The following is a 24,385-nucleotide window of genomic DNA, read 5'->3' on the forward strand; positions in this document are numbered from 1 at the left end:
AGTGGGCCTAGTTCAGCGCTTCCATGCGCAGCTTCGTGACTTGCGAGACGACGGTCTGCAACGCTTCGATCGTCCTGATCGCCGCGTTGACGTTCTTCTCGACCGTTTCGTGCGTGATCAGGATGATGTCGGTTTCGCCCTTGCCGTTCGCGTCGACCTGCTCGGATTCCTTCTGCAGCAGCGCATCGATCGAGATGCCGGTGTCCGCGAGAATGCGCGTGATGTCGGCCAGCACACCGGTCACGTCGGCCACGCGCAAACGCAGGTAATAACCGCTCGTCACTTCGTCGATCGGCAGGATCGGCGTGCTCGACAGGCTGTCCGGCTGGAACGCCAGATGCGGCACGCGATGCTCCGGATCGGCCGTATGCAGACGCGTCACGTCGACCAGATCGGCGACCACCGCCGAAGCCGTCGGCTCCGCGCCCGCGCCCTTGCCGTAGTACAGCGTGGTGCCCACCGCGTCGCCATGCACGACCACCGCGTTCATCGCGCCTTCCACGTTCGCCAGCAGCCGCTTTTCCGGAATCAGCGTGGGATGCACGCGCAACTCGATGCCCTTCTCGGTGCGGCGCGCGATGCCCAGCAGCTTGATGCGATAACCGAGTTCTTCCGCGTAACGGATGTCGATCGCGGCGAGCTTGCTGATCCCTTCGACGTACGCCTTGTCGAATTGCACCGGCACGCCGAACGCGATCGCGCTCATGATCGTCGCCTTGTGCGCGGCGTCCACGCCTTCGATGTCGAAGGTCGGGTCGGCTTCCGCGTAACCGAGTTCCTGCGCGGCCTTCAGCGCGGTCGCGAAGTCGAGGCCGCGATCGCGCATTTCGGAAAGAATGTAGTTCGTCGTGCCGTTGATGATGCCCGCGATGTACTGGATGCGATTGGCCGTCAGCCCTTCGCGCAACGCCTTGATGATCGGAATGCCGCCCGCCACCGCCGCCTCGAACGCCACCATCACGCCGTTCGCGCGCGCCGCTTCGAAAATTTCCGTACCGTGCACCGCGAGCAGCGCCTTGTTGGCCGTGACCACATGCTTGCGGTTGTTGATTGCGCGCAGCACGAGATCGCGCGCGACGCCGGTGCCGCCGATCATTTCCGCGATGATATCGATCGACGGATCGTCGACCACCGCGTTGAAGTCGTCCGTGAGCGCCACGGTGCCGGCCTCGCTGCCGAGTGCCGCTGTCGCCCTGGCCGGGTTACGCACGGCGATGCGCGCAATCTCGATGCCGCGGCCCGCGCGACGTTTGATTTCTTCCTGATTGCGGCGCAGTACCGTGAAGGTGCCGCTGCCTACCGTGCCGAAGCCCAGCAGTCCAACTTTGATCGGTTCCATGCAGCGTGTGTTTTCGATTAGGTGAGTGAAAGTTACAGGGATCGGGCGTGGTGCAACTGTCGTGCGCGGCGCGCGTCAAGCGCCGCCGCGAACGCTATTGTGCGCTACGCCGTGTGACGTTTGCGGTAACCGTCGAGGAAGCGCGCGATCCGGTTGATCGAATCCGCCAGATCTTCCATGTTCGGCAGGAACACCACGCGGAAGTGATCGGGCGTCGGCCAGTTGAAACCGGTGCCCTGCACGAGCAGCACGCGCTCTTCCAGCAACAGGTCGAGGATGAACTGCTGGTCGTCCTTGATCGGATAGATCTTCGGATCGAGACGCGGGAACATGTACAGCGCCGCTTCGGGCTTCACGCAGCTCACGCCGGGGATCGCCGTGAGCATGTCATACGCGAGTTCGCGCTGCTTGTACAGGCGGCCGCCCGGCAAGATCAGGTCGTTGATGCTCTGATAGCCGCCGAGCGCGGTCTGGATCGCGTACTGGCCGGGCACGTTCGGGCACAGGCGCATCGACGCCAGAATGCCGAGCCCTTCGAAGTAATCCTTCGCGGTACGGCGGTTTTCGCCCGTCAGGCCGGAGATGAACATCCAGCCGGCGCGGTAGCCGCACGAGCGGTAGCTCTTCGACAGGCTGTTGAACGTGACCGTGAGCACGTCTTCCGACAGCGCGGCCATCGACGTATGCGTCTTGCCGTCGTAGACGATCTTGTCGTAGACCTCGTCGGCGAAGATGATCAGGCCGTGCTCGCGTGCGATCTCGATCAGGCCGAGCAGCAACTCGTCGGAATACAGCGCGCCGGTGGGATTGTTCGGGTTGATGACGACGAGCGCGCGCGTGTTCGGCGTGATCTTCGCGCGGATGTCGTCGAGATCGGGCATCCACGCGTTCGATTCGTCGCAGATGTAATGCACCGGCGTGCCGCCCGACAGGCTCACGCCCGCGGTCCACAGCGGGTAATCCGGCGCGGGCAGCAGCACTTCGTCGCCGTCGTTGAGGAGGCCCTGCAGCGCCATCACGATCAGCTCGGACGCGCCGTTGCCGATGTAGATGTCGTCCAGCTCGACGCCGTGCACGCCCTTTTGCTGCGTGTAATGCATGATCGCCTTGCGCGCGGCGAACACGCCCTTCGAATCCGAGTAGCCGGACGAGCCCGGCAGATTCCGGATCATGTCCTGGATGATTTCGTCCGGCGCGTCGAAACCGAACGGCGCGAGATTGCCGATGTTCAGCTTGATGATGCGATGGCCTTCTTCTTCGAGCCGCTTCGCGTGTTCGAGGACGGGCCCGCGGATGTCGTAGCAGACATTCAACAACTTGTTGGATTTGAGAACGGGTTTCACGGCGGGCACTTCATCCTGTTGATAGGCTTGGGCGAACAAGCGGGGCAACCCTGACGCCGGCCGGGCGAGTCCGGCGTTCGGGGAAATTCGGGCATGGCGCGCGGCCGGACCTCGATCAGGCCGTGGCACGCGGATTGGGGCCGAAAGCGGTTGAAACCAGGGCAGGTAGCCGGTGGGCCGGCCCGCTCCCCTCAGCGCGGCTTATGGCGGCGCCTGAAGCGAGGGGCGCCGCAAAGCGGCTAAAAAGTTATAATTTAGCGGATTTTGGCCGACTTCCGCAATGCACCAACCGCATCGGCAAGGCTTTTCGGCTGCTTCAGCGGCTTTCATCCACTCGCGCGCTCCATTCGCGTCGCAGCGCTCCGCCGCCGTTCTGTCAGGCCGGATCGCCCAGCCGCACGATGAGTGACGACGACTTCGGAAAACCAATTTGAAATTACATCAGGATTCGAGCGGCGCCCTGAACACCGTCACCGGCTACGGCGCCGACTACGTCGAAATCAACGCGGTCCGCCATGCCGGCAGCATTCTCGTGCTGCCCGAGGCGCCGATCATCCCCTGGCCGGTCTCGTCTTTCGACGAACTCACCGCCGGGCACTTCGCGATGCTGATCGAGTCGGCGCCCGAAGTCGTGGTGTTCGGCAGCGGCGAGCGTCTGCGCTTTCCGCATCCGCGCCTGACCGCCGCGCTCACCGCCAAACGCATCGGCGTCGAGACAATGGACTTCAAGGCCGCCTGCCGCACCTACAACATTCTGATGGCAGAGGGCCGCAAAGTCGCGGCCGCGCTGCTGATCGAAGCGTAACGCGCCGAGGCCGCGGCCGGCACCGCGCGCTCGCCGCGCCCCGGCCGATCACGTACACTGCGCGCCAGCGGCGCTTCGCTGAAGCGACCCGGGCATGGCCTGCGCTGGCAGAAGCCGGTTAGCGCCTGAGCCCGGCCTCCGGAAAGCACGCCTGCGCAATGCCGTCCGCAATTCATACAACACCGCCGCGCGCGCCATCTGGCGGCGCCGCCCAACAGGTTGAAATCCATGAACGATACGCCGACGAGGCTACCGCTCAATCGCACTACGATCCTGCTGCTGGTGCTGACCCTCGCCGTGATCTGGTTCGTGCCGCTCGGCTGGCGCCACCTGCTGCCGAGCGACGAAGGCCGCTATGCCGAAATGGCGCGCGAGATGTTCGTCACCGGCGACTGGATCACGCCGCGCTACAACGGCTACAAGTATTTCGAAAAGCCGCCGCTGCAAACCTGGGCCAACGCGCTGACGTTCGCGTGGTTCGGCATCGGCGAATGGCAGGCGCGGCTCTACACCGCGCTGACGGGCTTCGCCGGCGTGCTGCTGATCGGCTTTACCGGTGCGCGCGTGTTCAACACGGCGACCGGCGTATTCGCCGCGATCGTGCTCGCCACGTCGCCGTACTGGAACCTGATGGGCCACTTCAACACGCTCGACATGGGCCTGTCGTTCTGGATGGAACTCACGCTCTGCGCGTTGCTGCTTGCGCAGCGCCCCAACCTGCCGGGCGGCGCCGTGCGCGCGTGGATGTGGGTGTGCTGGGGTTCGATGGCGCTCGCGGTGCTGTCGAAGGGCCTGGTCGGCGTGATCCTGCCGGGCGCCGTGCTGGTGCTGTACACACTGATCGCGCGCGACTGGGCCGTGTGGAAGCGCCTGCACCTGATCGGCGGCCTGATCGTGTTCTTTGCGATCGTCACGCCGTGGTTCGTGCTGGTCCAGCAGCGCAACCCGGAATTCCTGAACTTCTTCTTCATCGTCCAGCAGTTCAAGCGTTATCTGACGCCCGAACAGAACCGCCCCGGCGCGTTCTACTACTTCGTGCCGGTGCTGCTGATCGGCTTTCTGCCGTGGCTCTCCGTGACCTTCCAGAGCGTGCGCCACGCGTGGCGCCAGCCGCGCCAGCCGAACGGCTTCTCGCCGGTGCTGATGATGCTGGTCTGGACCGTGTTCATCTTCCTGTTCTTCAGCGCGTCGCACTCGAAGCTGCTGTCATACACGCTGCCGATCGCGCCGCCGATCGCGATGCTGATCGGCATGTACCTGCCGCTCGTGTCGCGCGATCAACTGCGCCGCCATCTGGCCGGCTATGCACTATTTCTCGTAGCGGCGGCGTTCGGCGCGCTGTTCATGTCCCGGTTCGGCAATGCGCGCAATCCGACCGAGCTCTACGTCGAGTACCGCACGTGGGTGCTGGCGGCGCTCGCCGTCGCGTTCGTGCTGACGCTCGCCGCGCTGTGGCTGAACCGCCGCAGCCGCGCGGGCAGCCTCGGCGCGTTCGCCACCTTCGGTGCCGCGTGGCTGCTGCTCGGCTCGATCGCGGGCACCGGCCACGACGTGTTCGGCCGGCTCAGCTCCGGCGCGCCGCTCGCACCGGCGATCAAGGCCGAAATCGCGAAACTGCCCGCCGACACGCCGTTCTACTCGGTCGGCGTGCTCGATCACACGCTGCCGTTCTACGTCGACCACACGATGATCATGGTCGAGCATCCCGACGAGCTGGCGTTCGGCGTGTCGGTCGAACCGCAAAAGTGGCTGCCCACGGTCGACGCATGGATCCAGCGCTGGAAAGCCGACCGCTACGCGCTCGCGCTGCTGCCGCCGCCGACCTACGACCGCCTGCTCAAGGAAGGCCTGCCGATGCAGATCGTCGCGCGCGACTCGCGCCGGGTCGTCGTGATGAAGCCGCTCGCGGCAGCCGGCGCGACAGCGCCCGTAGAAAAAACGCAACAATGACCCCATATCAGGATCTGAGCGCTCGATGAACCCGATTTCACTCTTTTGCATTCTTGCGGGCGTCACGCTGAACGCCGGCGCGCAGTTGCTGCTCAAAGCCGGAACGAATGCCGTTGGACACTTCGAATTCACCCGTGCGAACATCCTGCCCATCGCCTTTCGTCTCGCGACGCAGCCGCCGATCATCGGCGGACTCGCCTGTTACGTGGTCAGCGTGGTCGTGTGGGTGGTCGGGCTGTCGCGGGTCGACGTGTCGATCGCCTATCCGATGCTGTCGCTCGGGTACGTCGTCAACGCGTTCGCGGCGTGGTATCTGTTCGGCGAAGTGATGTCGGTGCAGAAGCTGGTCGGCATCGGCGTCATCCTGATCGGTGTCGTCGTGCTGGCGCGCAGCTAGGCCGGCCAGGCGCCCCGGCGCGTTGCCGGGCCTCGTTTATTACGGTTTATTGCGGGTGGCTGGACCCGATTTTCCAGACTTGCCGGACCGACCACCGGGCCGACGGCAAAAAGAAGCCGTAAGCCGCCCGGCGCCGGCAGCCGAGTCAGAGTTACGGATGGCCGCGGTATGCTCCGCGGTCGCGCTTTTTTTGTTGCGGCCTTGGGTTTGCGCGTAGTTTGTGTTTTACTGCGCGCCCCGCGGGTTGCGCCCCATTTTGATCGAGCGAAGCATTCATGAGCCAGTCAACCACCCCGTCTTTGCCTTTTTTGCCGTTCGTCAAACCCGAAATCGATGAAGAAACGATCCAGGGCGTAGCCGACGTGCTGCGCTCCGGCTGGATCACCACCGGCCCGCAGAACCAGAAGTTCGAGGCGGCGCTGTCGGCGTTCTGCGGCGGCCGTCCGGTGCGCACCTTCAATTCCGGCACCGCGACGCTCGAAATCGGACTGCGCATTGCCGGCGTGGGCGAAGGCGACGAGGTGATCACGTCGCCGGCGTCGTGGGTGTCGACCAGCAATGTGATCTACGAAGTCGGCGCGACGCCGGTGTTCGCCGACATCGACCCGGTCACCCGCAACATCGATCTCGATCTGCTCGAAAAAGCGATCACGCCGCGCACCAAGGCGATCATTCCGGTGTATCTGTCGGGCCTGCCGGTCGACATGGACCGTCTGTATGAAATCGCCCGCGCCCACCAACTGCGCGTGGTCGAAGACGCCGCCCAGGCGTTCGGTTCGACGTGGAACGGCGAGCGGATCGGCAAGCTCGGCGACATGGTGTCGTTCAGCTTCCACGCGAACAAGAATCTGACGTCGATCGAAGGCGGTGCGCTGGTGCTGAACAACGAGGAAGAAGCGATCCTCGCGCAGAAATACCGCCTGCAAGGGATCACGCGCACCGGTTTCGACGGAATGGACTGCGACGTGCTCGGCGGGAAATACAACCTGACGGACGTCGCCGCGCGCGTCGGCCTCGGCCAGTTGCCGCATCTGGAGCGTTTTCTCGCGCAGCGCAGGAAACTCGTGCGCGCCTATTTCGCCGGTTTCGAAGGGGGCGCTGCGGCGAAACTGGGCGTAGGCCTGCCGTTTGCGGACCAGAGCAACAGCAACTGGCACATGTTCCAGATCACGCTGCCGCTCGACAAACTGTCGATCGACCGTGCCGGTTTCATGAGCCAGCTGAAAGACCGCGGCATCGGTTCGGGCGTGCACTACCCGGCGATCCACCTGTTCTCGCTGTACCGTGCGCGTGGCTTCAGGGAAGGCATGTTCCCGCACGCGGAGCGCTTCGGCGCCACCAACGTCACGCTGCCGCTGTTCACGCTGATGAACGAAGGCGACGTGGAGCGGGTCTGCCGCGCGGTCAATGAAATTTGCGAACAATACGGAAAATAAGCGGAAATGAGTTATTCGGAACATCGCGCCGTCGCACCGGAAGTGTCGATCATCATCCCGGTGTACAACGAGGAAGCCGGACTGGCCGCGCTATTCGCGCGCCTTTACCCGGCGCTCGACGCGCTCGGCACGTCGTATGAAGTGATCTTCATCAACGACGGCAGCCGCGACAAATCCGCCGCGCTGCTCGCCGAGCAGTTCCGCGCGCGGCCGGACACGACGCGCGTGATCCTGCTGAACGGCAACTACGGCCAGCACATGGCGATTCTCGCGGGCTTCGAACAGTCGCGCGGCGAGATCGTGATCACGCTCGACGCCGACCTGCAGAATCCGCCGGAAGAAATCGGCAAGCTGGTCAACAAGATGCGCGAAGGCTACGACTACGTCGGCACGATCCGCCTGCAACGCCAGGACAGTCTGTGGCGCCGCAAGGCTTCACGCGCGATGAACCGTCTGCGCGAGCGCATCACCCGCATCAAGATGACCGACCAGGGCTGCATGCTGCGCGCGTACAGCCGGCACATCATCGACACGATCAACCGCTGCGGCGAGATCAACACGTTCATTCCGGCGCTCGCGTACACGTTCGCGCAGAATCCGGTCGAGATCGAAGTCGCGCACGAAGAGCGCTTTGCCGGCGAATCGAAGTACTCGCTGTACTCGCTGATCCGCCTGAATTTCGATCTGGTCACCGGCTTTTCGGTGGTGCCGCTGCAATGGCTGTCGTTCATCGGCGTGATCCTGTCGCTCGGCTCGGCGGCGCTGTTCGTGCTGCTGCTGATCCGGCGCTTCATCATCGGCGCGGAAGTGCAAGGTGTGTTCACGCTGTTCGCCGTGATCTTCTTCCTGCTCGGCGTGATCATCTTCGCGCTCGGCCTGCTCGGCGAGTACATCGGGCGGATCTACCAGCAGGTGCGCGCACGGCCGCGTTATCTGGTGCAGACCATCCTCGAACAGCGCGACGGCGCCACCGTTGCCGAAGCGCCGCGTCAAGCCGTGGTGCAGGCCGTGCAGGCCGCACCGCTGATCGACCCGGAGCCGAATCCATGAAGCCACGCGCCGTCGTATTCGCGTATCACAACGTCGGCGTGCGCTGCCTGCAGACGCTGCTCGCGCGCGGTGTCGAGGTCGCGCTGGTCGTCACGCATGAAGACAGCCCGACCGAGAACATCTGGTTCGGCAGTGTGGCCTCGGTCGCGGCCGAGCACGGGATCAAGGTCGTGACGCCCGCCGATCCGAAGAGCGCCGAACTGCGCGAAGCGGTCAGCGCCGCGCGACCGGACTTCATCTTCTCGTTCTATTACCGCCACATGTTGCCAGTCGATCTGCTGGCGCTCGCCGCACGCGGCGCGTACAACATGCACGGCTCGCTGCTGCCGAAGTACCGCGGCCGCGTGCCGACCAACTGGGCGGTGATCCACGGCGAAACCGAAACCGGCGCGACGCTGCACGAAATGGCCGCGAGGCCCGACGCCGGCGCGATCATCGCGCAGACGCCGGTGCCGATCCTGCCCGACGACACCGCCGCGCAGGTGTTCGACAAGGTGACCGTGGCCGCCGAACAGACGCTGTGGCGCGTGCTGCCGGCGCTGCTCGCGGGCGAAGCGCCGCATCTGCCGAACGATCTGTCGCACGGCAGCTATTACGGCGGACGCAAGCCCGAAGACGGCCGCATCGACTGGACGCAGCCGGCGCAGCAGGTCTACAACCTGATCCGCGCGGTCGCGCCGCCCTATCCCGGCGCGTTCACGGACCTCGCCGGCACGCGTTTCGTCGTTGCCCGCGCCCGCCTGGCCGCGCCCGGCGCGCTGCGCTCGGATTTGCCGCCGGGCCTGCACGTAAGCGATAATGGCTTTTTTGCGATATGCGGCGACGGCCGCGCGATCGCCATCCACGAATTGCGGCATCAGCACGACGGCAGCGAAACCGTCATTACGCCGGCCGAATTCGCCCAGTTCATTCAAACTCCCCGTCATTCATGAAAAAAGTCCTGATTCTGGGTGTGAACGGCTTCATCGGCCATCACCTGTCCAAACGCATTCTCGAAACGACCGATTGGGAAGTCTTCGGGATGGACATGCAGACCGAACGTCTGGGTGACCTGATCAACCACGAGCGGATGCACTTCTTCGAAGGCGACATCACGATCAACAAGGAATGGGTCGAGTATCACGTCAAGAAGTGCGATGTGATTCTGCCGCTGGTCGCGATCGCCACGCCCGCCACGTACGTGAAGCAGCCGCTGCGCGTGTTCGAACTGGATTTCGAAGCGAACCTGCCGATCGTGCGTTCGGCCGTCAAATACGGCAAGCACCTGGTGTTTCCGTCGACCTCCGAGGTCTACGGGATGTGCACCGACGAACAGTTCGATCCGGAAGAATCGCAACTGTCGTACGGCCCGATCAACAAGCCGCGCTGGATCTACGCGTGCTCGAAGCAGTTGATGGACCGCGTGATCTGGGGTTACGGGATGGAAGGCCTGAACTTCACGCTGTTCCGTCCGTTCAACTGGATCGGCCCGGGCCTCGATTCGATCTACACGCCGAAGGAAGGCAGCTCGCGCGTGGTCACGCAGTTCCTCGGCCACATCGTGCGCGGCGAGAACATCAGCCTGGTGGACGGCGGCGCGCAGAAACGCGCGTTCACCGATATCGACGACGGCATCGGCGCGCTGATGAAGATCATCGAGAACAAGGACGGCGTGGCGACGGGCAAGATCTACAACATCGGCAACCCGACCAACAACTTCTCGGTGCGCGAGCTCGCGCACAAGATGCTGGCGCTGGCGGCCGAATTCCCGGAATACGCCGAGACCGCCAAGCAGGTGCAACTGGTCGAAACGTCGTCGGGCGCATACTACGGCGCCGGCTATCAGGACGTGCAGAACCGCGTGCCGAAGATCGACAACACGATGCAGGAACTCGGCTGGGCGCCCAAGTCGACTTTCGACGAAGCGCTGCGCAAGATTTTCGAAGCGTATCGCGGCCATGTCGGCGAAGCCCGCGCGCTCGTCGAACAGCAATAAGGGCTGATCCTTGGCCCGTATCGTCCTGAAGATCGACGTCGACACGCTGCGCGGCACCCGCGAAGGCGTGCCGAATCTCGCGCGTATCTTCGACCGCTTCAAGGCGCGCGCCACCTTTCTGTTCAGCCTCGGGCCGGACCACACCGGCTGGGCGATGCGTCGCGTGTTGCGGCCGGGGTTTCTGCAGAAGGTGTCGCGCACGTCGGTGGTCGAACACTACGGCGTCAAGCAATTGATGTACGGCGTGCTGCTGCCCGGTCCGGACATCGGCGCGAAGACGTCGGCGGAAATGCGCGCGATTCACGAGGCCGGCTTCGAGTGCGGCATCCATACGTGGGACCACGTGTACTGGCAGGACAACGTGCGCTCGAAAGACCGCGCGTGGACGGCCGCGCAGATGCAGAAGAGCCACCAGCGCTTCGTCGATATTTTCGGCACGCCGCCCGTCACGCACGGCGCGGCCGGCTGGCAGATGAACGGCCACGCGTTCGAACAGATCGACGCGTGGGGCATGCACTACGCGTCCGACGGCCGCGGTCATTCGCCGTATCTGCCGGTGGTCGACGGCAAGACGCTTGAACACGTGCAGATGCCCACCACCCTCCCCACGCTCGACGAAGTGCTCGGCGTGGACGGCGTGGACCTGCACAACGTGGCCGCAGCGATTCTCGAACGCACGCGGAATAATCCGCACGATCAGGTGTTCACCCTTCATGCAGAGCTCGAAGGGCAGAAGCTCGCGCCAGTGTTCGAACAATTGCTCGAGGGCTGGCGCGCGCAGGGTCACACGTTCGCGACGATGGGCGATTACTACGCCACGCTAGACCGCAGCACGCTGCCATCGTACCCTGTTACATGGGGTGAAATTCCAGGCCGCTCCGGCGAATTGATTGTCCAGCCCTGACTGGCCAACCGTTTCGCCGATCCTGACGACCCGGCCGCCGCGCGAGAATCCGCCGCGCCGCGGTCGACCTCCCCGAAGCCCAAGCCTCGATGCCAGGCCGACGCCGCCGCAGCCAATCCGGCGGCGCAGGCCATAACAACCGGAGAACCTCGTGCCCATCGCAGTCGACCAACCCATCCCCGACTTCACCGCCCCCGCCACCGGTGGCGAGATCACGCTGTCCAAGCTGCATGGCAAGAAGGTCGTGCTGTACTTTTATCCGAAAGACAACACGCCGGGCTGCACCACCGAAGGCCTGCAATTCCGCGATCTGTATCCGAAGTTCAAGAAGGCCGGCGCGGAAATCCTCGGCGTGTCGCGCGACAGCCTGCGCTCGCATGACAACTTCAAGGCCAAGCTCGAACTGCCGTTCCCGCTGATTTCCGATCCGGAAGAAACGCTCTGCGCGCTCTTCAACGTCATCAAAATGAAGAAAATGTATGGCAAAGAAGTACGGGGAATCGAACGCTCCACGTTCCTGATCGACGCCGAAGGTGTGCTCCGCCAGGAGTGGCGCGGGGTGAAAGTACCCGGCCACGTCGACGATATTCTGGAGGCTGTACAAGCGCTGTGAGGCGCGTTATATTGGGTTGCAATGAGTGCCTGTCCACCCCATTCCTTCCGTTGCTGCGCCAGACTTGGCGGCCGTTTCACCGGTGCCGTCGAAGTCGTGAGGCGCAACGCGATAACCGTAGGCGAGCCGCTTGCCCCGTACGCCGGGGCGGCGGCTTTTTCAATTGCGCGCGGCCGTTCGTTCACTCGGCCAAACGCTTCCGTTAAGGAGCCGATCGAAGACCAGGCGAACCGGCATCTCTAGACCGAATGCGCGCCTCCGGGCGCAAACTGCGTGCGCAACCACTGGCACCGGCAGAATGCGACAGGCGGCGCACGAAATGCGACCCGATTATTTAGAGGGACACCATGCCTTTGCCTACCCCCCCCAGCAAGCTCGGCAATCTCCTGCCGCCTGACGAATACAAGGCCAAAGCCGCCTCGCCGGCGCGCTCCGCCGCGAAGAAACAGGCGCATCAAGGGGATGCCGCAGAGTCGGCCGCGGAGTCGATCGATTACGGCCGCGCGAATGTCGCCACGCCGATGGCCCACGCCGCCAATGCCGCGACCACGCTGCGGCCAGTACCGGCTTCCCCGGCAGCGTCGGCTTCTGCCGCTGCGTCCGCATCCGCTGAGCAAGCCGCGCCGGCACGTTCGCGCAAATCGAAGCAGACCGCCGCGTTGCTGCAACCGGTTCCCGCTGCTCGTCCGCAAGCCGAGCCGGTGGCCGAAAAACGCTCCACAGAACCCGCCGTCGCCCGCTCGCCGAGCGCGAAGCAGCCGGCGGCCAGTGCGTCCGCGGCACCCGCGCCGAGCACCCGTGGCTCCGGCAGAAAACGCAGCTCGGCCACGGATCCGGTCGAAATGCAGAAGCTGTTCGTGCTCGACACCAACGTGCTGATGCACGATCCGAGCTGCCTGTTCCGTTTCGAGGAACACGACGTCTATCTGCCGATGATGACGTTGGAAGAACTCGACAACCACAAGAAAGGCATGTCGGAAGTCGCGCGTAACGCTCGCCAGGTGAGCCGCACGCTGGACGCGCTGGTGGCGAACGCCGGCAACATGTCCGACGGCATTTCGCTCGCCCGCCTCGGCAGCCGCGAGGCGTCCGGGCGGCTGTACTTCCAGACCAAACTGACGGCTATCGAGCCGGTGGAAGGTCTGCCCGAAGGCAAGGCCGACAACCAGATTCTCGGCGTCGTGCGCGCGTTGCAGCGCGATCGGGCGGACCGCCAGGTCGTGCTGGTGTCGAAAGACATCAATATGCGCATCAAGGCGCACGCGCTCGGTCTGCCGGCTGAAGACTACTTCAACGACCAGGTGCTCGAAGACAGCGATCTGCTGTACTCCGGCATCCGCGCGCTGCCCCAGGATTTCTGGACGAAGCACGCGAAGGGCATGGAGAGTTGGCAGGACACCAAAACCGGCACCACGTATTACCGTGTGACGGGTCCGCTGTGCGCGTCGATGCTGGTCAACGAGTTCGTCTATCTGGAGCCGCAGAACGGCGAGCCGGCGTTTCACGCGCTGGTGCGCGAGTTGAACGGCAAGACCGCGCTGCTGCAAACCTTGCGCGACTACGGCCACCACAAGAACAACGTGTGGGGCATCACCGCGCGCAACCGCGAGCAGAACTTCGCGCTGAACCTGTTGATGAACCCGGAGATCGACTTCGTCACGCTGCTCGGTCAGGCCGGCACCGGCAAGACGCTGGTCGCGCTCGCCGCGGGTCTGGCTCAGGTGCTCGACGACAAGCGCTACAACGAAATCATCGTGACGCGCGCGACGGTGCCGGTGGGTGAAGACATCGGCTTCCTGCCGGGTACGGAAGAGGAAAAAATGCAGCCGTGGATGGGCGCATTCGACGACAACCTCGAAGTCCTGCAGAAAACCGACGACGCCGCCGGCGAATGGGGTCGCGCTGCGACGCAGGAACTGATCCGTTCGCGACTGAAGGTGAAGAGCATGAACTTCATGCGCGGCCGCACGTTCGTGGACAAGTATCTGATCATCGACGAAGCGCAGAACCTGACGCCGAAGCAGATGAAAACGCTCGTTACGCGTGCGGGTCCGGGCACGAAGATCATCTGTCTGGGCAACATCGCGCAGATCGACACACCTTATCTGACTGAAGGCAGTTCGGGTCTCACGTATGTGGTCGACCGGTTCAAGGGCTGGGCGCACAGCGGGCATGTAACACTCGCGCGTGGCGAACGCTCGCGTCTTGCCGACTACGCGTCGGAAATTCTTTAAATTTCAATCACTTGATTCACGTACCAAGCCGCCGCCGGTCTCAACCGGCGGCGGCTTTTTTATGGGCTGGGCGTTCCGGACGGCAACACTTAGCGCACGAACTTCAAGTAATTTGTCAAGAACTGTTGCCGGAGCGCGGTGTGACGGGCTACCATCCCGACATCGCCCGCCATTAAACGAACGTTTACCCGCTCGCCCGTCTTCATGCGCCGACTCGCCTTTTCGCTGCTGACCGTCCTGCTGCTCGCCGCCTGTGCCGGCGCGCCGCAGAAGACGTCGTCGTCGCGCGCGGGGTCGTCGGTGGTCGTGACGAACGGCGCCTATCACGCGCCGCCGCCGGGCTTCCCGAACTTCGTCGATCACAGCATCGGTCGCGAGGAAATTTCGATTCAGGCGATGAGCCTGGTCGGCATTCCATACCGCTGGGGCGGTAATACGCCCGACAGCGGCTTCGATTGCAGTGGTCTGGTTCGCTATGTGGTGTCGCGGGCGGCGTCGGTGAATCTGCCTCGCACCACCGCCGACATGAGCGGCCGCGGCGAATCCATCGAGCCCGACGAGATCGCGCCGGGCGATCTGATTTTTTTCAATACGACAGGACGCGCGCATTCGCACGTCGGCATTTATGTGGGCAAGCTGCGCTTCGTCAACGCGCCGTCGACCGGCGGCACCGTGCGGCTCGACTATCTGACGAATCCTTACTGGGCCAAGCGCTTCGACGGCATTCGTCGCGTGGCCGCGCCGGCGACGACACCCGCACCGTTCGATACACCGAGTTATCAGGCTTCAGCGCCGCAGCCGGAGCGCGCGGCGCCGGCTGCGGCACCGGCGTATACCGCAGTGGGCCAGGCGCCGCTGACAACCCGCTCGGCTGCACAAGCACCTGCTTATGCGGCGGCCTCACCCGAATCGCAGCAAACCGCAACTCGCGTGGCGACCGTGCCTCGTGCGCAGGTTACCGCGGCGACTCAGACGGCGGCGGTCACGACTTCTACGACAGTTGCCGCACCGCAAGCTGATCCGTTCGAACCGCCGCCACCGGGCATGAGCGCCGCGCAGATACAGGCGCGGGCCGCTGGCGCGGTGTCGCCGACGCCGGTTGTCGGCGTCAACGCTGCGGTGTCGAACGGCTACGACTCCAACGCCGCTGGCGCGCAAGCTTCGCAACAACAGGCGGTCGCCGCTCGCGCCGCCGCGCCGGCCACGCCTGCCCGCAATGCGCCCGATCCGATCGACGCAGCCGCCGACGCTTTCGAGCCACCTCCGCCCGCCTCCGTCGCCGCTCGCCAGGCGCGGCAAGCCCAGCAAGCCGATGCAGACGGCGGCGTGCAGATCATGCGCGCGTCGACGGCCTCGCGCGGCATCCCCGCCCCGACGCAAACCACCGACGACCCGATCGCCCGCTTCGCGAACGGCAACTTCTGACGCTTGCGCGCGGAACCGCGCAACGCATCCTCCCCGCCTGCGTCACGCGCTGCGCGGCGTATCACAGGCGCACCGCCGATCTGCTATCGTCACCGATATTCTTCCGGAAGCAGGTGGCGACAATGGATCTCGGACTCAAAGACAAGGTAGTGTTGATCACCGGCGGCAGCAAAGGCATCGGCCTCGCGTGCGCCCGCGCATTCGCGGTGGAAGGCGCGAAAGTCGCGATCGTCTCGCGCGACCCCGCCAATCTGGCGCGCGCTTATGAGCAGTTGCGCGCGGAAGGCTTGCACGTGCATCGCACACGCGCCGACCTGCATGACCCGCACAGCGCCGCCGACATCGTCGACGAAGTCAGCACCGCCGTCGGCCCGATCGACGTGCTGGTCAACAGCGCCGGCGCGGCGCGCCGCTACGACCCGGAAACGCTCGACGCCGACGCTTTCCGCGCGACCATGGAAGCGAAATATTTCCCCTATATCTACCCGCAGCAGGAAGTGCTGCGCCGCATGGCCGAGCGCGTCAAGGGCGGCCACGGCGCGGAGCCGGGCACCATCGTCAATATCATCGGTATGGGCGGCAAGATCGCGAGCGATATCCATATCGCCGGCGGCGCCGCGAATGCCGCGCTGATGCTCGCGACCGTCGGCCTCGCCCACTACTACGCGCGCTATGGGATCCGCATCAATGCGATCAATCCGGGTGCGACATTGACCGAACGTGTCGAGGAAGCGGTCAAGCTGGAGGCGGCGCAGCAAGGTGTCGAGAGCGCCGAAGCGCTCGCGCGCGGCCAGGCCAAAGTGCCGTTGGGCCGCTATGCAAAACCGGAGGAAATCGCCGACGTCGCGCTGTTTCTGGCGAGCCGCCGCGCGAGCTATGTGACGGGCGCAATCGTCCCGATGGACGGCGGCAGCGCGCCGCTGATCTAAGCCGGTTGCTACAAGGCCGGTGCGCGCGGACCGCCACGGTGGCAGTCGCGCGCGAAGAACGTGAACAACAAACCCGCGTTACAGAAAACGGTGGCCCAGCCACCAGCCCGCGGCGGACAGCGCAGCGGACGCCGGAATCGTCAGAATCCACGCCCAGACGATGTTGCCGGCCACGCCCCAGCGCACCGCGCTCAACTTCTGCGTTGCACCGACACCGACGATCGCGCCGGTAATCGTATGCGTGGTGGACACCGGAATACCGAGCCACGAAGCGGTAAACAGCGTGATCGCCCCGCCCGCCTCCGCGCAGAAACCGCCGACCGGCTTCAGCTTTGTGATCTTCTGTCCCATCGTGCGGACGATCCGCCAGCCGCCGAACAGCGTACCGATACCCATCGACAGATAGCAGCCGCCGATCACCCACAGCGGCGGCGCATCCGCGATCGACGACGCGTAGCCGGTCGCGATCAGCAGCATCCAGATAATGCCGATGGTTTTCTGCGCGTCGTTGCCGCCGTGACCGAGGCTATACAAACCCGCGGACACCAGTTGCAAACGCCGGAAACGCCGGTCGACCTTGCTCGGCGGCGTGCGGAAATAGATCCACGACACGGCCAGCATGAAGAACGAACCGAGGATAAAACCGAGCAGCGGCGAGATGAAGATGAAGGCGACCGTCTTCATCAGACCGTCGAAATTGAGCGAACCCCAGCCCGACTTGGCGAGCGCCGCGCCGACCAGACCGCCGATCAGCGCATGCGAAGAGCTAGACGGAATGCCGTAATGCCACGTGATGATGTTCCAGCCGATTGCACCGACCAGCGCGCCGAAAATCACGTAATGGTCGACGATATTCGGATCGATCGTGCCCTTGCCGACGGTGGCCGCCACTTTCAGATGGAACACGAAATACGCGATCACGTTGAACGCCGCCGCGAACGCCACCGCCTGCTGCGGTTTGAGCACGCCGGTGGACACGACCGTGGCGATCGAATTCGCCGCGTCGTGAAAGCCGTTCATGAAGTCGAAGATCAGCGCGACGGCAACCAGGCCGGCAACGACCCAGATAGCGAGTTGTATCGATTGCATTAGGCGTTTTCCAGCACGATGCCTTCGATGATGTTCGCTACGTCCTCGCACTTGTCGGTGATCGTTTCGAGCAGTTCGTAAATCGCTTTCAGCTTGATCAGCGTCTTGACGTTGTCTTCTTCGCGAAACAGTTTGGACATGGCCGAGCGCAGCACGCGATCGGCTTCCGACTCCAGACGGTCGATGTCCTCACAGGCCTTCAGGATCTGGCTGGCCTGCTTCATGTCGGACAGCAGACTGACCGCGAACTGCACGCGCTCGGAGGCCGCCGTGCAGATGTGCGCCAACTGGCTCGCCTCGGAGGTTACCGCCTGCACGTCGTACAGCGAGATGGCCGTGGCGACGTCCTCCATCAGGTCGAGGATGTCGTCCATCGTGGTGATCAGCTTGTGGATCTCGTCGCGGTCGAGCGGCGTGATGAAAGTCTTGTGCAGCAGGTCGATGGTTTCGTGCGTGAGCTTGTCAGCGGCCTTCTCGGCCTTTTGCACGTTTTGCTTGTGAGTTTCAGCGTCTTGCAGATTGTCGATCAGCAGCTCGAGTTCGCGGCTTGCGGAGACGATGCACGTTGCGTGCGCATTGAAGATTTCAAAGAACTTGCCCTCGGTGGGCATGAAACGACCGAACATTGGGATCCCGAAAATTGGTCACATTATGGCTGACATAAAACCGCCACATTGTACCGTTGCGAGGCCCCGGCCGCACTTTTGAAAGCATGGGCGAAAGCGCCGTTACAACAGGCGCTCTAACTATTTCTTTACTTCTGGATTAGTCGCTGTAGAAATTCTGCGCGCCCGCAAAATTATCGAACTTCGTGAATTGACCATGGAACGTGAGCCGAACGGGGCCGATCGGACCATTCCGCTGTTTACCGATGATAATCTCGGCCGTGCCTTTGTCCGGGCTGTCCGGGTTGTAGACTTCATCGCGGTAAATGAACAGGATAACGTCCGCATCCTGCTCGATAGCGCCGGATTCGCGCAAGTCCGACATGATCGGCCGCTTGTTCGGGCGCTGTTCGAGACCGCGATTCAACTGCGACAACGCGATCACCGGCACGTCGAGCTCTTTCGCGAGACTCTTCAGCGAACGTGAGATTTCCGAGATTTCAGTTGCGCGGTTTTCGCCGGATGACGAGCCGCTCATCAGCTGCAAATAGTCGATGATGATCAGGCCCAGCTTGCCGCACTGGCGCGACAGACGGCGCGCGCGCGAGCGCAATTCCATCGGATTCAGGCCGCCGGTTTCGTCGATGAAAATCTGCGCCTCACTCATTTTCTGCACCGCGTGCGTGAGCTTCGGCCAATCCTCGTCGGTCAGACGCCCGGTTCGCATCCGATGCTGGTCGAGCCGGCCGACCGAGCCGAGCATACGCATCGTGAGTTGGCTGCCCGGCATTTCCATCGAGAACACCGCGACCGGCAGACCATACTCGACAGCCACGTATTCGCCGATATTCATCGAAAACGCGGTCTTACCCATCGACGGGCGCCCTGCGACGATGATCAGCTCGCCGCCGTGCATACCCGAAGTCATGCGATCCAGATCGACGAAACCTGTGGGCGTACCGGTCACGTCGCTCGGATTGGCGGTGTGGTACAGCGTGTCGATCCGCTCGACCACTTCGGTCAATAGCGGCCCGATTTCCAGAAAGCCTTGCGTGCCGCGCGCACCGTCTTCGGCGATCGAAAACACTTTCGACTCCGCCTCGTCCAGCAACTGGCGGACTTCCTTGCCTTGCGGATTGAACGCGTCGGCCGAGATTTCATCCGCCACCGACACCAGCCGACGCAACACTGCGCGATCGCGCACGATTTCCGCATAACGGCGGATGTTGGCCGCGCTCGGCGTGTTCTGCGCGAGCGCATTCAGATATGCGAGGCCGCCGACCTCTTCCGCCTTACCCGACGTGCCGAGCGCTTCGTACACGGTGATCACGTCGGCCGGACGCGTGGCCGCGATCAGCTTGCCGATATGCTCGAAGATGATGCGGTGGTCGTACCGGTAAAAATCGCTCTGCGACAGGAAATCCGCGATGCGGTCCCATGCGGCGTTATCGAGCAGCAGGCCGCCCAGCACCGATTGCTCGGCCTCGATCGAATGCGGCGGGACTTTCAGCGACTCGATTTGGGGGTCTTTGGACGGTGCGTTCATGGAGAGGGATTATCGGGGTAAATGCGCTCGGAGGGAACTCGTAATGCGATCGTTCAATGCACGGAAAGCGCGCATAAAAAAGGCAGGGGCCGGTTACCCGGCCCCTGCCTTTTACCAGCGACTTCCTGGCAGATGCTTACCTGTGACCTGTGCTTAGACGTGTTCGCCGATCACAGCCACCGTCACATCGACCAGAACGTCGGTGTGCAGCGAGATCTGAACCGAGTGGTCGCCCACCAGCTTCAGCGGGCCTTCCGGCAGACGCACTTGCGCCTTTTCCACTGCGAAGCCCAGCGTAACCAGTGCTTCGGCGATGTCCGAGTTCGTTACCGAACCGAACAGACGGCCGTCGACGCCTGCCTTCTGACCGATCTGAACCGTCGAGCCTGCCAGCTTTTCGCCTTGAGCTTGAGCGGCAGCCAGCTTTTCAGCGGCGATCTTTTCGAGTTCGGCGCGGCGAACTTCAAACTCAGCCAGCGCGTCTTTCGTTGCACGGCGAGCCTGCTTGTTCGGGATCAGGAAGTTACGTGCGTAACCGTCCTTGACCTTGACGATGTCGCCCAGATTGCCCAGGTTGACGACTTTTTCCAGAAGAATAATTTGCATTCGGATACTCCTTATCGCGTCGTCGGGTTAGGCCTTGTGCTGGTCGGTGTACGGCACCAGCGCGAGGAAGCGTGCGCGCTTGATGGCCGTGTCCAGCTGGCGTTGATAGTGCGACTTCGTACCCGTGAGACGCGCCGGCGTGATCTTGCCGTTTTCGCCGATGAAGTCCTTCAGCGTTTCGAGGTCTTTGTAGTCGATGTGATCGACGTTGGCAGCCGTGAAACGGCAGAACTTCTTGCGCTTGAAGAGCGGATTTTGTTGCTGACGACGCTTGTCGAATTTCTTACCAGTCGGGCGGGGCATGTTCAGTCCTTTCCAATGTCCTGCAATGCTGTGATGTGAAATACCAGAGTTCTTGCGTTGCGGTGTTTCTTTGCCAGAAAGCCTGTGAAGAGCGTTTCCACGCCCATCTGACAGCTTTCCAGCTTACCGCTCGCCTCGCCTGCGGCTACCGCCTGCATGGTCAGTTCGACTTGCCGGGCAATACCGGCTTCGACGACTTCCGTGCGGTGGTGCAACGTGCAACCTGCAATCGGAACGCCGGCGGGGGTGTACCGCACCGGTTCGCGTTCGACGACGCTGGCCGTAAGTTGCAACCGGTTCATGGTGCCTTCGGCGAAAACGACGCTTGTTCTGGTAGCTTAAATAGTGTGTCTTAAGCCTGCGCTTCGGACGGTTGCGTAGCAGCCGACTTCTTGGCTTCTTCGCGCTGCACTTCCTTCATCATCGGCGACGGGCCGGTTTCGGCCTTCTTCAGCTTGACGATCAGGTGACGCAGAACTGCGTCGTTGAACTTGAATGCGTGTTCCAGCTCGTCGAGCGTGGTTTGATCGCATTCGATGTTCATGCAGACGTAGTGAGCCTTGGCGAGTTTCTCGATCATGTAGGCCAGTTGGCGACGGCCCCAGTCTTCGATGCGGTGGATCTGGCCACCGTGCGAGGTGATCGTGCTCTTGTAACGCTCGATCATTGCGGGCACTTGCTCGCTTTGATCCGGATGCACGATAAATACGATTTCGTAATGACGCATATTCACTCCTTGTGTGACTTATGGATTAAAGCCACCCGGGCGTCGGAACCGGTGTGGCAAGTGAGAAGCCAAAGAGTGTAACCCGAATAGGGCCGGGTTGCAAGATATTCGCTCAGCCGAGCGCGTGATTCGGTTGTGTTTTCAAGGGTTTAGGCCGGCTCGAGCAGTTTCCCACGCAGTGACTCGATGGTTACGAGCTGATTACGAGCCGGTTTCCGTGCGCTCACTGCCGCTTTGCAGCCGCGCCTTCAGCGCCGTTTCCAGACCGCTCAGCGCATCGGGCGCGGCGTCGGAGATCGCCCACCAGGTCATGCCCTGCGCGTTCCACTGCGCAATCGAATAGCCTTCGCGAGCGAGCGTCGCCGGGGCCGTGGCGTCGAAACCGGGGGCGTTCTGCGGAACCACGTACACGTCGATTACATGCTTCTGGTAGCGGTACACCAGCACCGCTACCCGTTGATGCGCAAGGTAATCGAGGCGCCCGCCTTCCAGCGAATAGCCGTTCGCCACCAGATTTTCGACCGGCGGCGCATAGTCGAGCCGGCCGTTGAACCACGGCTTGACCGTATGCCGGTCGGTCGAAATCACGTCGATGTCGCGACCGGATACCTGGGCGCGAACATGGCTTTCGACCAGTTCGTCGATGAACGGCGAGCTCTGAGTTTTGTGCAGGCCCAGCGAGACACCCGCGGCGGCTGCGCCCAGCGCGATGATCAATGCCGCCAGCCAGCCGTAGGAAATCCCCGGGTTAGACGCGCCGCCGCCCAGCCCTCCCGCCAGGCCGCCCACGCCACCCAGCCCGCGATGGCCGCCATCTGCGCCGCCTTTCAGCCCACGCCAGCCATCCAGCAAGCCAACGATCCAGCCGCGTCGACGCGGCGTGGCCGCCGCGACGGTCTCTTCCGTCGGCGGCAGCGCTGCGATGAGACGCTCGCGCAGCGACTCCGGCGCGCGATGATAAGGCGCGCCGCTCAACACACGGCTCAGCGCGTGCAGGCCTTCGGTTTCCCGGCGGCATGCATCGCAACTCTCGATGTGCTGCTGCATGCGCAGCGCGTCCGGTGCGGGTAGTTCATGATCGGCGCTCGCGTCGAGGAGCGGCCGCGCTTCGTTACAGTCCATCTGGCGTCTCCTGGGCGAAGCCGGCGGCAGCGCCGCCGGGCGGATTGGATGAGCGGGCGTTCGACACCGCCCGCAGTGGCGTGACCGAGGCCGTCGACGCGGAACCACTGGAACCACCGGGACAACCCGGAGACAAGGCGCCGCCGCGGACGCCCGGCCCCGAACCGGCCCCCGACCGCCCGCCCGCCACACCCGTCAACAGCGCCGCCAGCTTGCGGCGCCCGCGAGCGAGCCGCGACATCACGGTGCCGATCGGCACGTCGGCGACCATCGCGATCTCGCGATAGCCCATCTCCTCGAGCTCGCGCAGGATCAGCACCTCGCGATACTCCACCGGCAACTGCGCGAGCGCCTGATGCACCTGCTTCGCGTCTTCGTCGCGGATCAGCAGCGTCTGCGGATCGTCGCCGCCCGCGCTCCAGCCGTCGAACGTGGCGTCGTCCATCGTGTCGTCGAACTCGACCTGCTCATGCGACGCCGCGCGCCGCCGCCACTCCGTGTACCAGGTGCGGCGCACGATCGCCAGCAGCCACGGTCGCGCGGAGTCGCCGCGGAACGTGTCGAAGAAACGGAACGCGCGCATGAACGCTTCCTGCACGACGTCGTCCGCATCGTTCGGGTTGCCGCACAGCCAGCGCGCGAGGTTGTACGCGGCGTCGAGGTGCGGCAGCGCGAGTTGCTGAAAACGGCGACTCCTTGCCGCCTCGGTTTCGGCGCCCGGCGGCGCGCCGGATGCGGATCGAGTTGCGGTTGATTCGGTCTGGACCACCTCGGCCCTCCAGGGCATTGCGACTATGTGACAACGCGCATCGATTGCGCCGTCCTTACCTTCATAACCGGCCGCGCTTCGAGTTTATTCCCGCCTGGGCCGCACAGCCGCAAAAAAAAGCGCCCGCGCCGCTAATAGGTCGAGCGGGACCAGTAACCGTCGCTCGCGTACACCTCTTTCAGATAATCGATGAAGTACCGCACCTTGGCCGGCACGTAGCGCTGCTGCGGGTAGACCGCGAGGATGTCGTAATCGGGCAGCGCGAACTCGTCGAGCACCGTTTCCAGTTCGCCTCTCGCGAGTTGCTGCTGGATCTCCCATGTGGAGCGCCAGCCCAGGCCGAGCCCTTCCGAGACCCAGCGGTGCAGCAGCTCGCCGTCGTTGCAATCGAGCGTGCCGCCCACCCGCACCGTCGCCAGCTTGCCGTTGCGGCGGAAATACCAGCCGCGGTTCTGGCCGCCTTGCAGATTGAACGCGAGACAGTTGTGCTGCGGCAGGTCTTCCAGCGTTTTCGGCTTGCCGTATTGGCGGAAATATTCGGGCGTGCCGCACACCACGCGCCGGTTGGTCGCCAGCTTCACCGCGACGAAGTTCGGATCGACCGCGCCGCCGATGCGAATCGACAGGTCATAGCCCTCTCGCACCAGATCGACCACCCGGTCGGTCAGATTGAACGACACCTGCAATTCGGGTTTGTCGGCGAGAAAGGCCGGGGCGAGCGGCGCCACATGCTTGCGCCCGAAGGCCGCCGGCGCCGACACGATCAGATGCCCGTTCACCGCGCGCCGCCCCGCGCTCAACTCGTTTTCCGCCTGGTCCCACTCGGTCAGCAGACCGCGGCAGCGTTCGAGAAACGCGGCGCCGTCTTCGCTGACCACGAGGCGGCGCGTCGAGCGGTACATCAGCTTCACGCCGAGGCGCTTTTCCAGCGCGTCGATGCGGCGCCCGAGGATCACCGGCGACACGCCCTCTTCCAGCGCCGCCGCGGCAAGACTGCCCGCGTCGGCGACACGCACGAAAGTTTCGATCTGCTTGAAGCGATCCATGTTTTTGTCTCCCACTCCCTCGGGTTCTAGTCCGCCGCCCATCGCGCCGCAGCGTCACTCCATACTTTTTGTTTCGAAATAAGCGACCCGGACTGATCTTATCAAACCTTTAAGTGCGGCCTAAAGTGCGTTCAACACCTTGCTTACCGCCCATTCCAAGACATTCAGGAGA

24 protein-coding genes are annotated in these 24,385 nt (G+C 63.6%); 12 read left to right on the forward strand and 12 right to left on the reverse strand.

The annotated features are described in order from the left end of the window. Positions 1–7 precede the first annotated feature (7 nt). Positions 8–1,339: a homoserine dehydrogenase gene (locus tag PQQ51_RS20835; protein WP_408498711.1), complete on the reverse strand. Its 1,332-nt coding sequence runs from the start codon at positions 1,337–1,339 to the stop codon at positions 8–10. Between the two features lie 104 nt (positions 1,340–1,443). Beyond that, positions 1,444–2,691, reverse strand: a complete 1,248-nt coding sequence (locus PQQ51_RS20840; protein WP_408498807.1) for a pyridoxal phosphate-dependent aminotransferase — start codon at positions 2,689–2,691, stop codon at positions 1,444–1,446. Between the two features lie 421 nt (positions 2,692–3,112). On the opposite strand from PQQ51_RS20840, the gene PQQ51_RS20845 reads away from it, so the two are divergent. The 12 genes from PQQ51_RS20845 (at position 3,113) to PQQ51_RS20900 (ending at position 16,400) form a co-directional block, all read left to right on the forward strand. Further along, positions 3,113–3,487, forward strand: a complete 375-nt coding sequence (locus PQQ51_RS20845) for an Mth938-like domain-containing protein (RefSeq protein WP_408498712.1) — start codon at positions 3,113–3,115, stop codon at positions 3,485–3,487. A gap of 228 nt (positions 3,488–3,715) precedes the next feature. Continuing rightward, positions 3,716–5,437, forward strand: a complete 1,722-nt coding sequence (locus tag PQQ51_RS20850) for a glycosyltransferase family 39 protein (RefSeq protein ID WP_408498713.1) — start codon at positions 3,716–3,718, stop codon at positions 5,435–5,437. A 25-nt stretch (positions 5,438–5,462) separates the two neighbouring features. Then, complete coding sequence (locus PQQ51_RS20855) at positions 5,463–5,834, forward strand: SMR family transporter (RefSeq protein ID WP_120348262.1); 372 nt, start codon at positions 5,463–5,465, stop codon at positions 5,832–5,834. Between the two features lie 275 nt (positions 5,835–6,109). After that, on the forward strand, positions 6,110–7,270 hold the full coding sequence (locus PQQ51_RS20860; RefSeq protein ID WP_408498714.1) for a DegT/DnrJ/EryC1/StrS family aminotransferase: 1,161 nt from the start codon (positions 6,110–6,112) through the stop codon (positions 7,268–7,270). 6 nt (positions 7,271–7,276) lie between these two features. Continuing rightward, on the forward strand, positions 7,277–8,320 hold the full coding sequence (locus PQQ51_RS20865) for a glycosyltransferase (protein WP_408498715.1): 1,044 nt from the start codon (positions 7,277–7,279) through the stop codon (positions 8,318–8,320). Beyond that, a complete protein-coding gene (locus PQQ51_RS20870; protein WP_408498716.1) occupies positions 8,317–9,252 on the forward strand; it encodes a formyltransferase in 936 nt (311 codons plus the stop codon). Before PQQ51_RS20865 ends, PQQ51_RS20870 begins: the two co-directional genes overlap by 4 nt. After that, a complete protein-coding gene (locus PQQ51_RS20875; protein ID WP_074298462.1) occupies positions 9,249–10,295 on the forward strand; it encodes a bifunctional UDP-4-keto-pentose/UDP-xylose synthase in 1,047 nt (348 codons plus the stop codon). Before PQQ51_RS20870 ends, PQQ51_RS20875 begins: the two co-directional genes overlap by 4 nt. Positions 10,296–10,305: 10 nt before the next feature. Then, complete coding sequence (locus PQQ51_RS20880; protein ID WP_408498717.1) at positions 10,306–11,199, forward strand: polysaccharide deacetylase family protein; 894 nt, start codon at positions 10,306–10,308, stop codon at positions 11,197–11,199. A 151-nt stretch (positions 11,200–11,350) separates the two neighbouring features. Then, positions 11,351–11,812, forward strand: a complete 462-nt coding sequence (locus tag PQQ51_RS20885; protein ID WP_408498718.1) for a peroxiredoxin — start codon at positions 11,351–11,353, stop codon at positions 11,810–11,812. 347 nt (positions 11,813–12,159) lie between these two features. After that, positions 12,160–14,046, forward strand: a complete 1,887-nt coding sequence (locus PQQ51_RS20890) for a PhoH family protein (protein ID WP_408498719.1) — start codon at positions 12,160–12,162, stop codon at positions 14,044–14,046. 204 nt (positions 14,047–14,250) lie between these two features. Further along, a complete protein-coding gene (locus tag PQQ51_RS20895; protein ID WP_408498720.1) occupies positions 14,251–15,471 on the forward strand; it encodes a C40 family peptidase in 1,221 nt (406 codons plus the stop codon). Between the two features lie 122 nt (positions 15,472–15,593). After that, positions 15,594–16,400: an SDR family NAD(P)-dependent oxidoreductase gene (locus PQQ51_RS20900; RefSeq protein WP_408498721.1), complete on the forward strand. Its 807-nt coding sequence runs from the start codon at positions 15,594–15,596 to the stop codon at positions 16,398–16,400. Between the two features lie 78 nt (positions 16,401–16,478). Here PQQ51_RS20900 and PQQ51_RS20905 read toward each other — a convergent pair whose 3' ends face one another. The 10 genes from PQQ51_RS20905 to PQQ51_RS20950 all read right to left on the reverse strand — a co-directional run bounded on the left by PQQ51_RS20905 (position 16,479) and on the right by PQQ51_RS20950 (position 24,213). Beyond that, positions 16,479–17,489 carry an inorganic phosphate transporter gene (locus PQQ51_RS20905; RefSeq protein WP_408498722.1) on the reverse strand — a complete coding sequence of 337 codons (1,011 nt, stop codon included), beginning with the start codon at positions 17,487–17,489 and terminating at the stop codon, positions 16,479–16,481. Further along, complete coding sequence (locus PQQ51_RS20910; RefSeq protein WP_408498723.1) at positions 17,489–18,115, reverse strand: DUF47 domain-containing protein; 627 nt, start codon at positions 18,113–18,115, stop codon at positions 17,489–17,491. Before PQQ51_RS20910 ends, PQQ51_RS20905 begins: the two co-directional genes overlap by 1 nt. Positions 18,116–18,254: 139 nt before the next feature. Next, a complete protein-coding gene (locus tag PQQ51_RS20915) occupies positions 18,255–19,640 on the reverse strand; it encodes a replicative DNA helicase (RefSeq protein ID WP_408498725.1) in 1,386 nt (461 codons plus the stop codon). Positions 19,641–19,793: 153 nt separating this feature from the next. Next, entirely contained in the window at positions 19,794–20,246 is a 453-nt protein-coding gene (gene rplI, locus PQQ51_RS20920; protein WP_408498726.1) for a 50S ribosomal protein L9, read from the reverse strand. A 27-nt stretch (positions 20,247–20,273) separates the two neighbouring features. Next, positions 20,274–20,549 (reverse strand): 30S ribosomal protein S18, encoded by a 276-nt coding sequence (rpsR, locus tag PQQ51_RS20925; protein WP_012432802.1) that lies wholly within the window; start codon positions 20,547–20,549, stop codon positions 20,274–20,276. Positions 20,550–20,551: 2 nt separating this feature from the next. Then, positions 20,552–20,851 (reverse strand): primosomal replication protein N, encoded by a 300-nt coding sequence (priB, locus tag PQQ51_RS20930; RefSeq protein WP_007182110.1) that lies wholly within the window; start codon positions 20,849–20,851, stop codon positions 20,552–20,554. Positions 20,852–20,901: 50 nt separating this feature from the next. Next, positions 20,902–21,276, reverse strand: coding sequence for a 30S ribosomal protein S6 (rpsF, locus tag PQQ51_RS20935; protein WP_035550559.1), 375 nt, complete (start codon positions 21,274–21,276; stop codon positions 20,902–20,904). A gap of 201 nt (positions 21,277–21,477) precedes the next feature. After that, positions 21,478–22,398, reverse strand: a complete 921-nt coding sequence (locus PQQ51_RS20940) for an anti-sigma factor family protein (RefSeq protein ID WP_408498727.1) — start codon at positions 22,396–22,398, stop codon at positions 21,478–21,480. Further along, positions 22,388–23,167 (reverse strand): RNA polymerase sigma factor, encoded by a 780-nt coding sequence (locus tag PQQ51_RS20945; RefSeq protein WP_408498728.1) that lies wholly within the window; start codon positions 23,165–23,167, stop codon positions 22,388–22,390. Before PQQ51_RS20945 ends, PQQ51_RS20940 begins: the two co-directional genes overlap by 11 nt. 131 nt (positions 23,168–23,298) lie before the next feature. Further along, positions 23,299–24,213 carry a LysR family transcriptional regulator gene (locus PQQ51_RS20950; RefSeq protein WP_408498729.1) on the reverse strand — a complete coding sequence of 305 codons (915 nt, stop codon included), beginning with the start codon at positions 24,211–24,213 and terminating at the stop codon, positions 23,299–23,301. Between the last annotated feature and the right edge of the window lie 172 nt (positions 24,214–24,385).

It is taken from the genome of Paraburkholderia xenovorans (genome assembly GCF_046030735.1).
In the GTDB taxonomy this organism is placed as follows: domain Bacteria; phylum Pseudomonadota; class Gammaproteobacteria; order Burkholderiales; family Burkholderiaceae; genus Paraburkholderia; species Paraburkholderia xenovorans_A.

What these genes read in the sequence shown, in the direction of transcription:
- PQQ51_RS20835 (WP_408498711.1), bottom strand. Translation starts at nt 1,339, where the DNA reads ATGGAACCGATCAAAGTTGGACTGCTGGGCTTCGGCACGGTAGGCAGC.
- PQQ51_RS20850 (WP_408498713.1), top strand. Translation starts at nt 3,716, where the DNA reads ATGAACGATACGCCGACGAGGCTACCGCTCAATCGCACTACGATCCTG.
- PQQ51_RS20855 (WP_120348262.1), top strand. Translation starts at nt 5,463, where the DNA reads ATGAACCCGATTTCACTCTTTTGCATTCTTGCGGGCGTCACGCTGAAC.
- PQQ51_RS20860 (WP_408498714.1), top strand. Translation starts at nt 6,110, where the DNA reads ATGAGCCAGTCAACCACCCCGTCTTTGCCTTTTTTGCCGTTCGTCAAA.
- PQQ51_RS20865 (WP_408498715.1), top strand. Translation starts at nt 7,277, where the DNA reads ATGAGTTATTCGGAACATCGCGCCGTCGCACCGGAAGTGTCGATCATC.
- PQQ51_RS20870 (WP_408498716.1), top strand. Translation starts at nt 8,317, where the DNA reads ATGAAGCCACGCGCCGTCGTATTCGCGTATCACAACGTCGGCGTGCGC.
- PQQ51_RS20875 (WP_074298462.1), top strand. Translation starts at nt 9,249, where the DNA reads ATGAAAAAAGTCCTGATTCTGGGTGTGAACGGCTTCATCGGCCATCAC.
- PQQ51_RS20890 (WP_408498719.1), top strand. Translation starts at nt 12,160, where the DNA reads ATGCCTTTGCCTACCCCCCCCAGCAAGCTCGGCAATCTCCTGCCGCCT.
- PQQ51_RS20895 (WP_408498720.1), top strand. Translation starts at nt 14,251, where the DNA reads ATGCGCCGACTCGCCTTTTCGCTGCTGACCGTCCTGCTGCTCGCCGCC.
- PQQ51_RS20900 (WP_408498721.1), top strand. Translation starts at nt 15,594, where the DNA reads ATGGATCTCGGACTCAAAGACAAGGTAGTGTTGATCACCGGCGGCAGC.
- PQQ51_RS20905 (WP_408498722.1), bottom strand. Translation starts at nt 17,489, where the DNA reads ATGCAATCGATACAACTCGCTATCTGGGTCGTTGCCGGCCTGGTTGCC.
- PQQ51_RS20910 (WP_408498723.1), bottom strand. Translation starts at nt 18,115, where the DNA reads ATGTTCGGTCGTTTCATGCCCACCGAGGGCAAGTTCTTTGAAATCTTC.
- PQQ51_RS20915 (WP_408498725.1), bottom strand. Translation starts at nt 19,640, where the DNA reads ATGAACGCACCGTCCAAAGACCCCCAAATCGAGTCGCTGAAAGTCCCG.
- rplI (WP_408498726.1), bottom strand. Translation starts at nt 20,246, where the DNA reads ATGCAAATTATTCTTCTGGAAAAAGTCGTCAACCTGGGCAATCTGGGC.
- rpsR (WP_012432802.1), bottom strand. Translation starts at nt 20,549, where the DNA reads ATGCCCCGCCCGACTGGTAAGAAATTCGACAAGCGTCGTCAGCAACAA.
- priB (WP_007182110.1), bottom strand. Translation starts at nt 20,851, where the DNA reads ATGAACCGGTTGCAACTTACGGCCAGCGTCGTCGAACGCGAACCGGTG.
- rpsF (WP_035550559.1), bottom strand. Translation starts at nt 21,276, where the DNA reads ATGCGTCATTACGAAATCGTATTTATCGTGCATCCGGATCAAAGCGAG.
- PQQ51_RS20940 (WP_408498727.1), bottom strand. Translation starts at nt 22,398, where the DNA reads ATGGACTGTAACGAAGCGCGGCCGCTCCTCGACGCGAGCGCCGATCAT.
- PQQ51_RS20950 (WP_408498729.1), bottom strand. Translation starts at nt 24,213, where the DNA reads ATGGATCGCTTCAAGCAGATCGAAACTTTCGTGCGTGTCGCCGACGCG.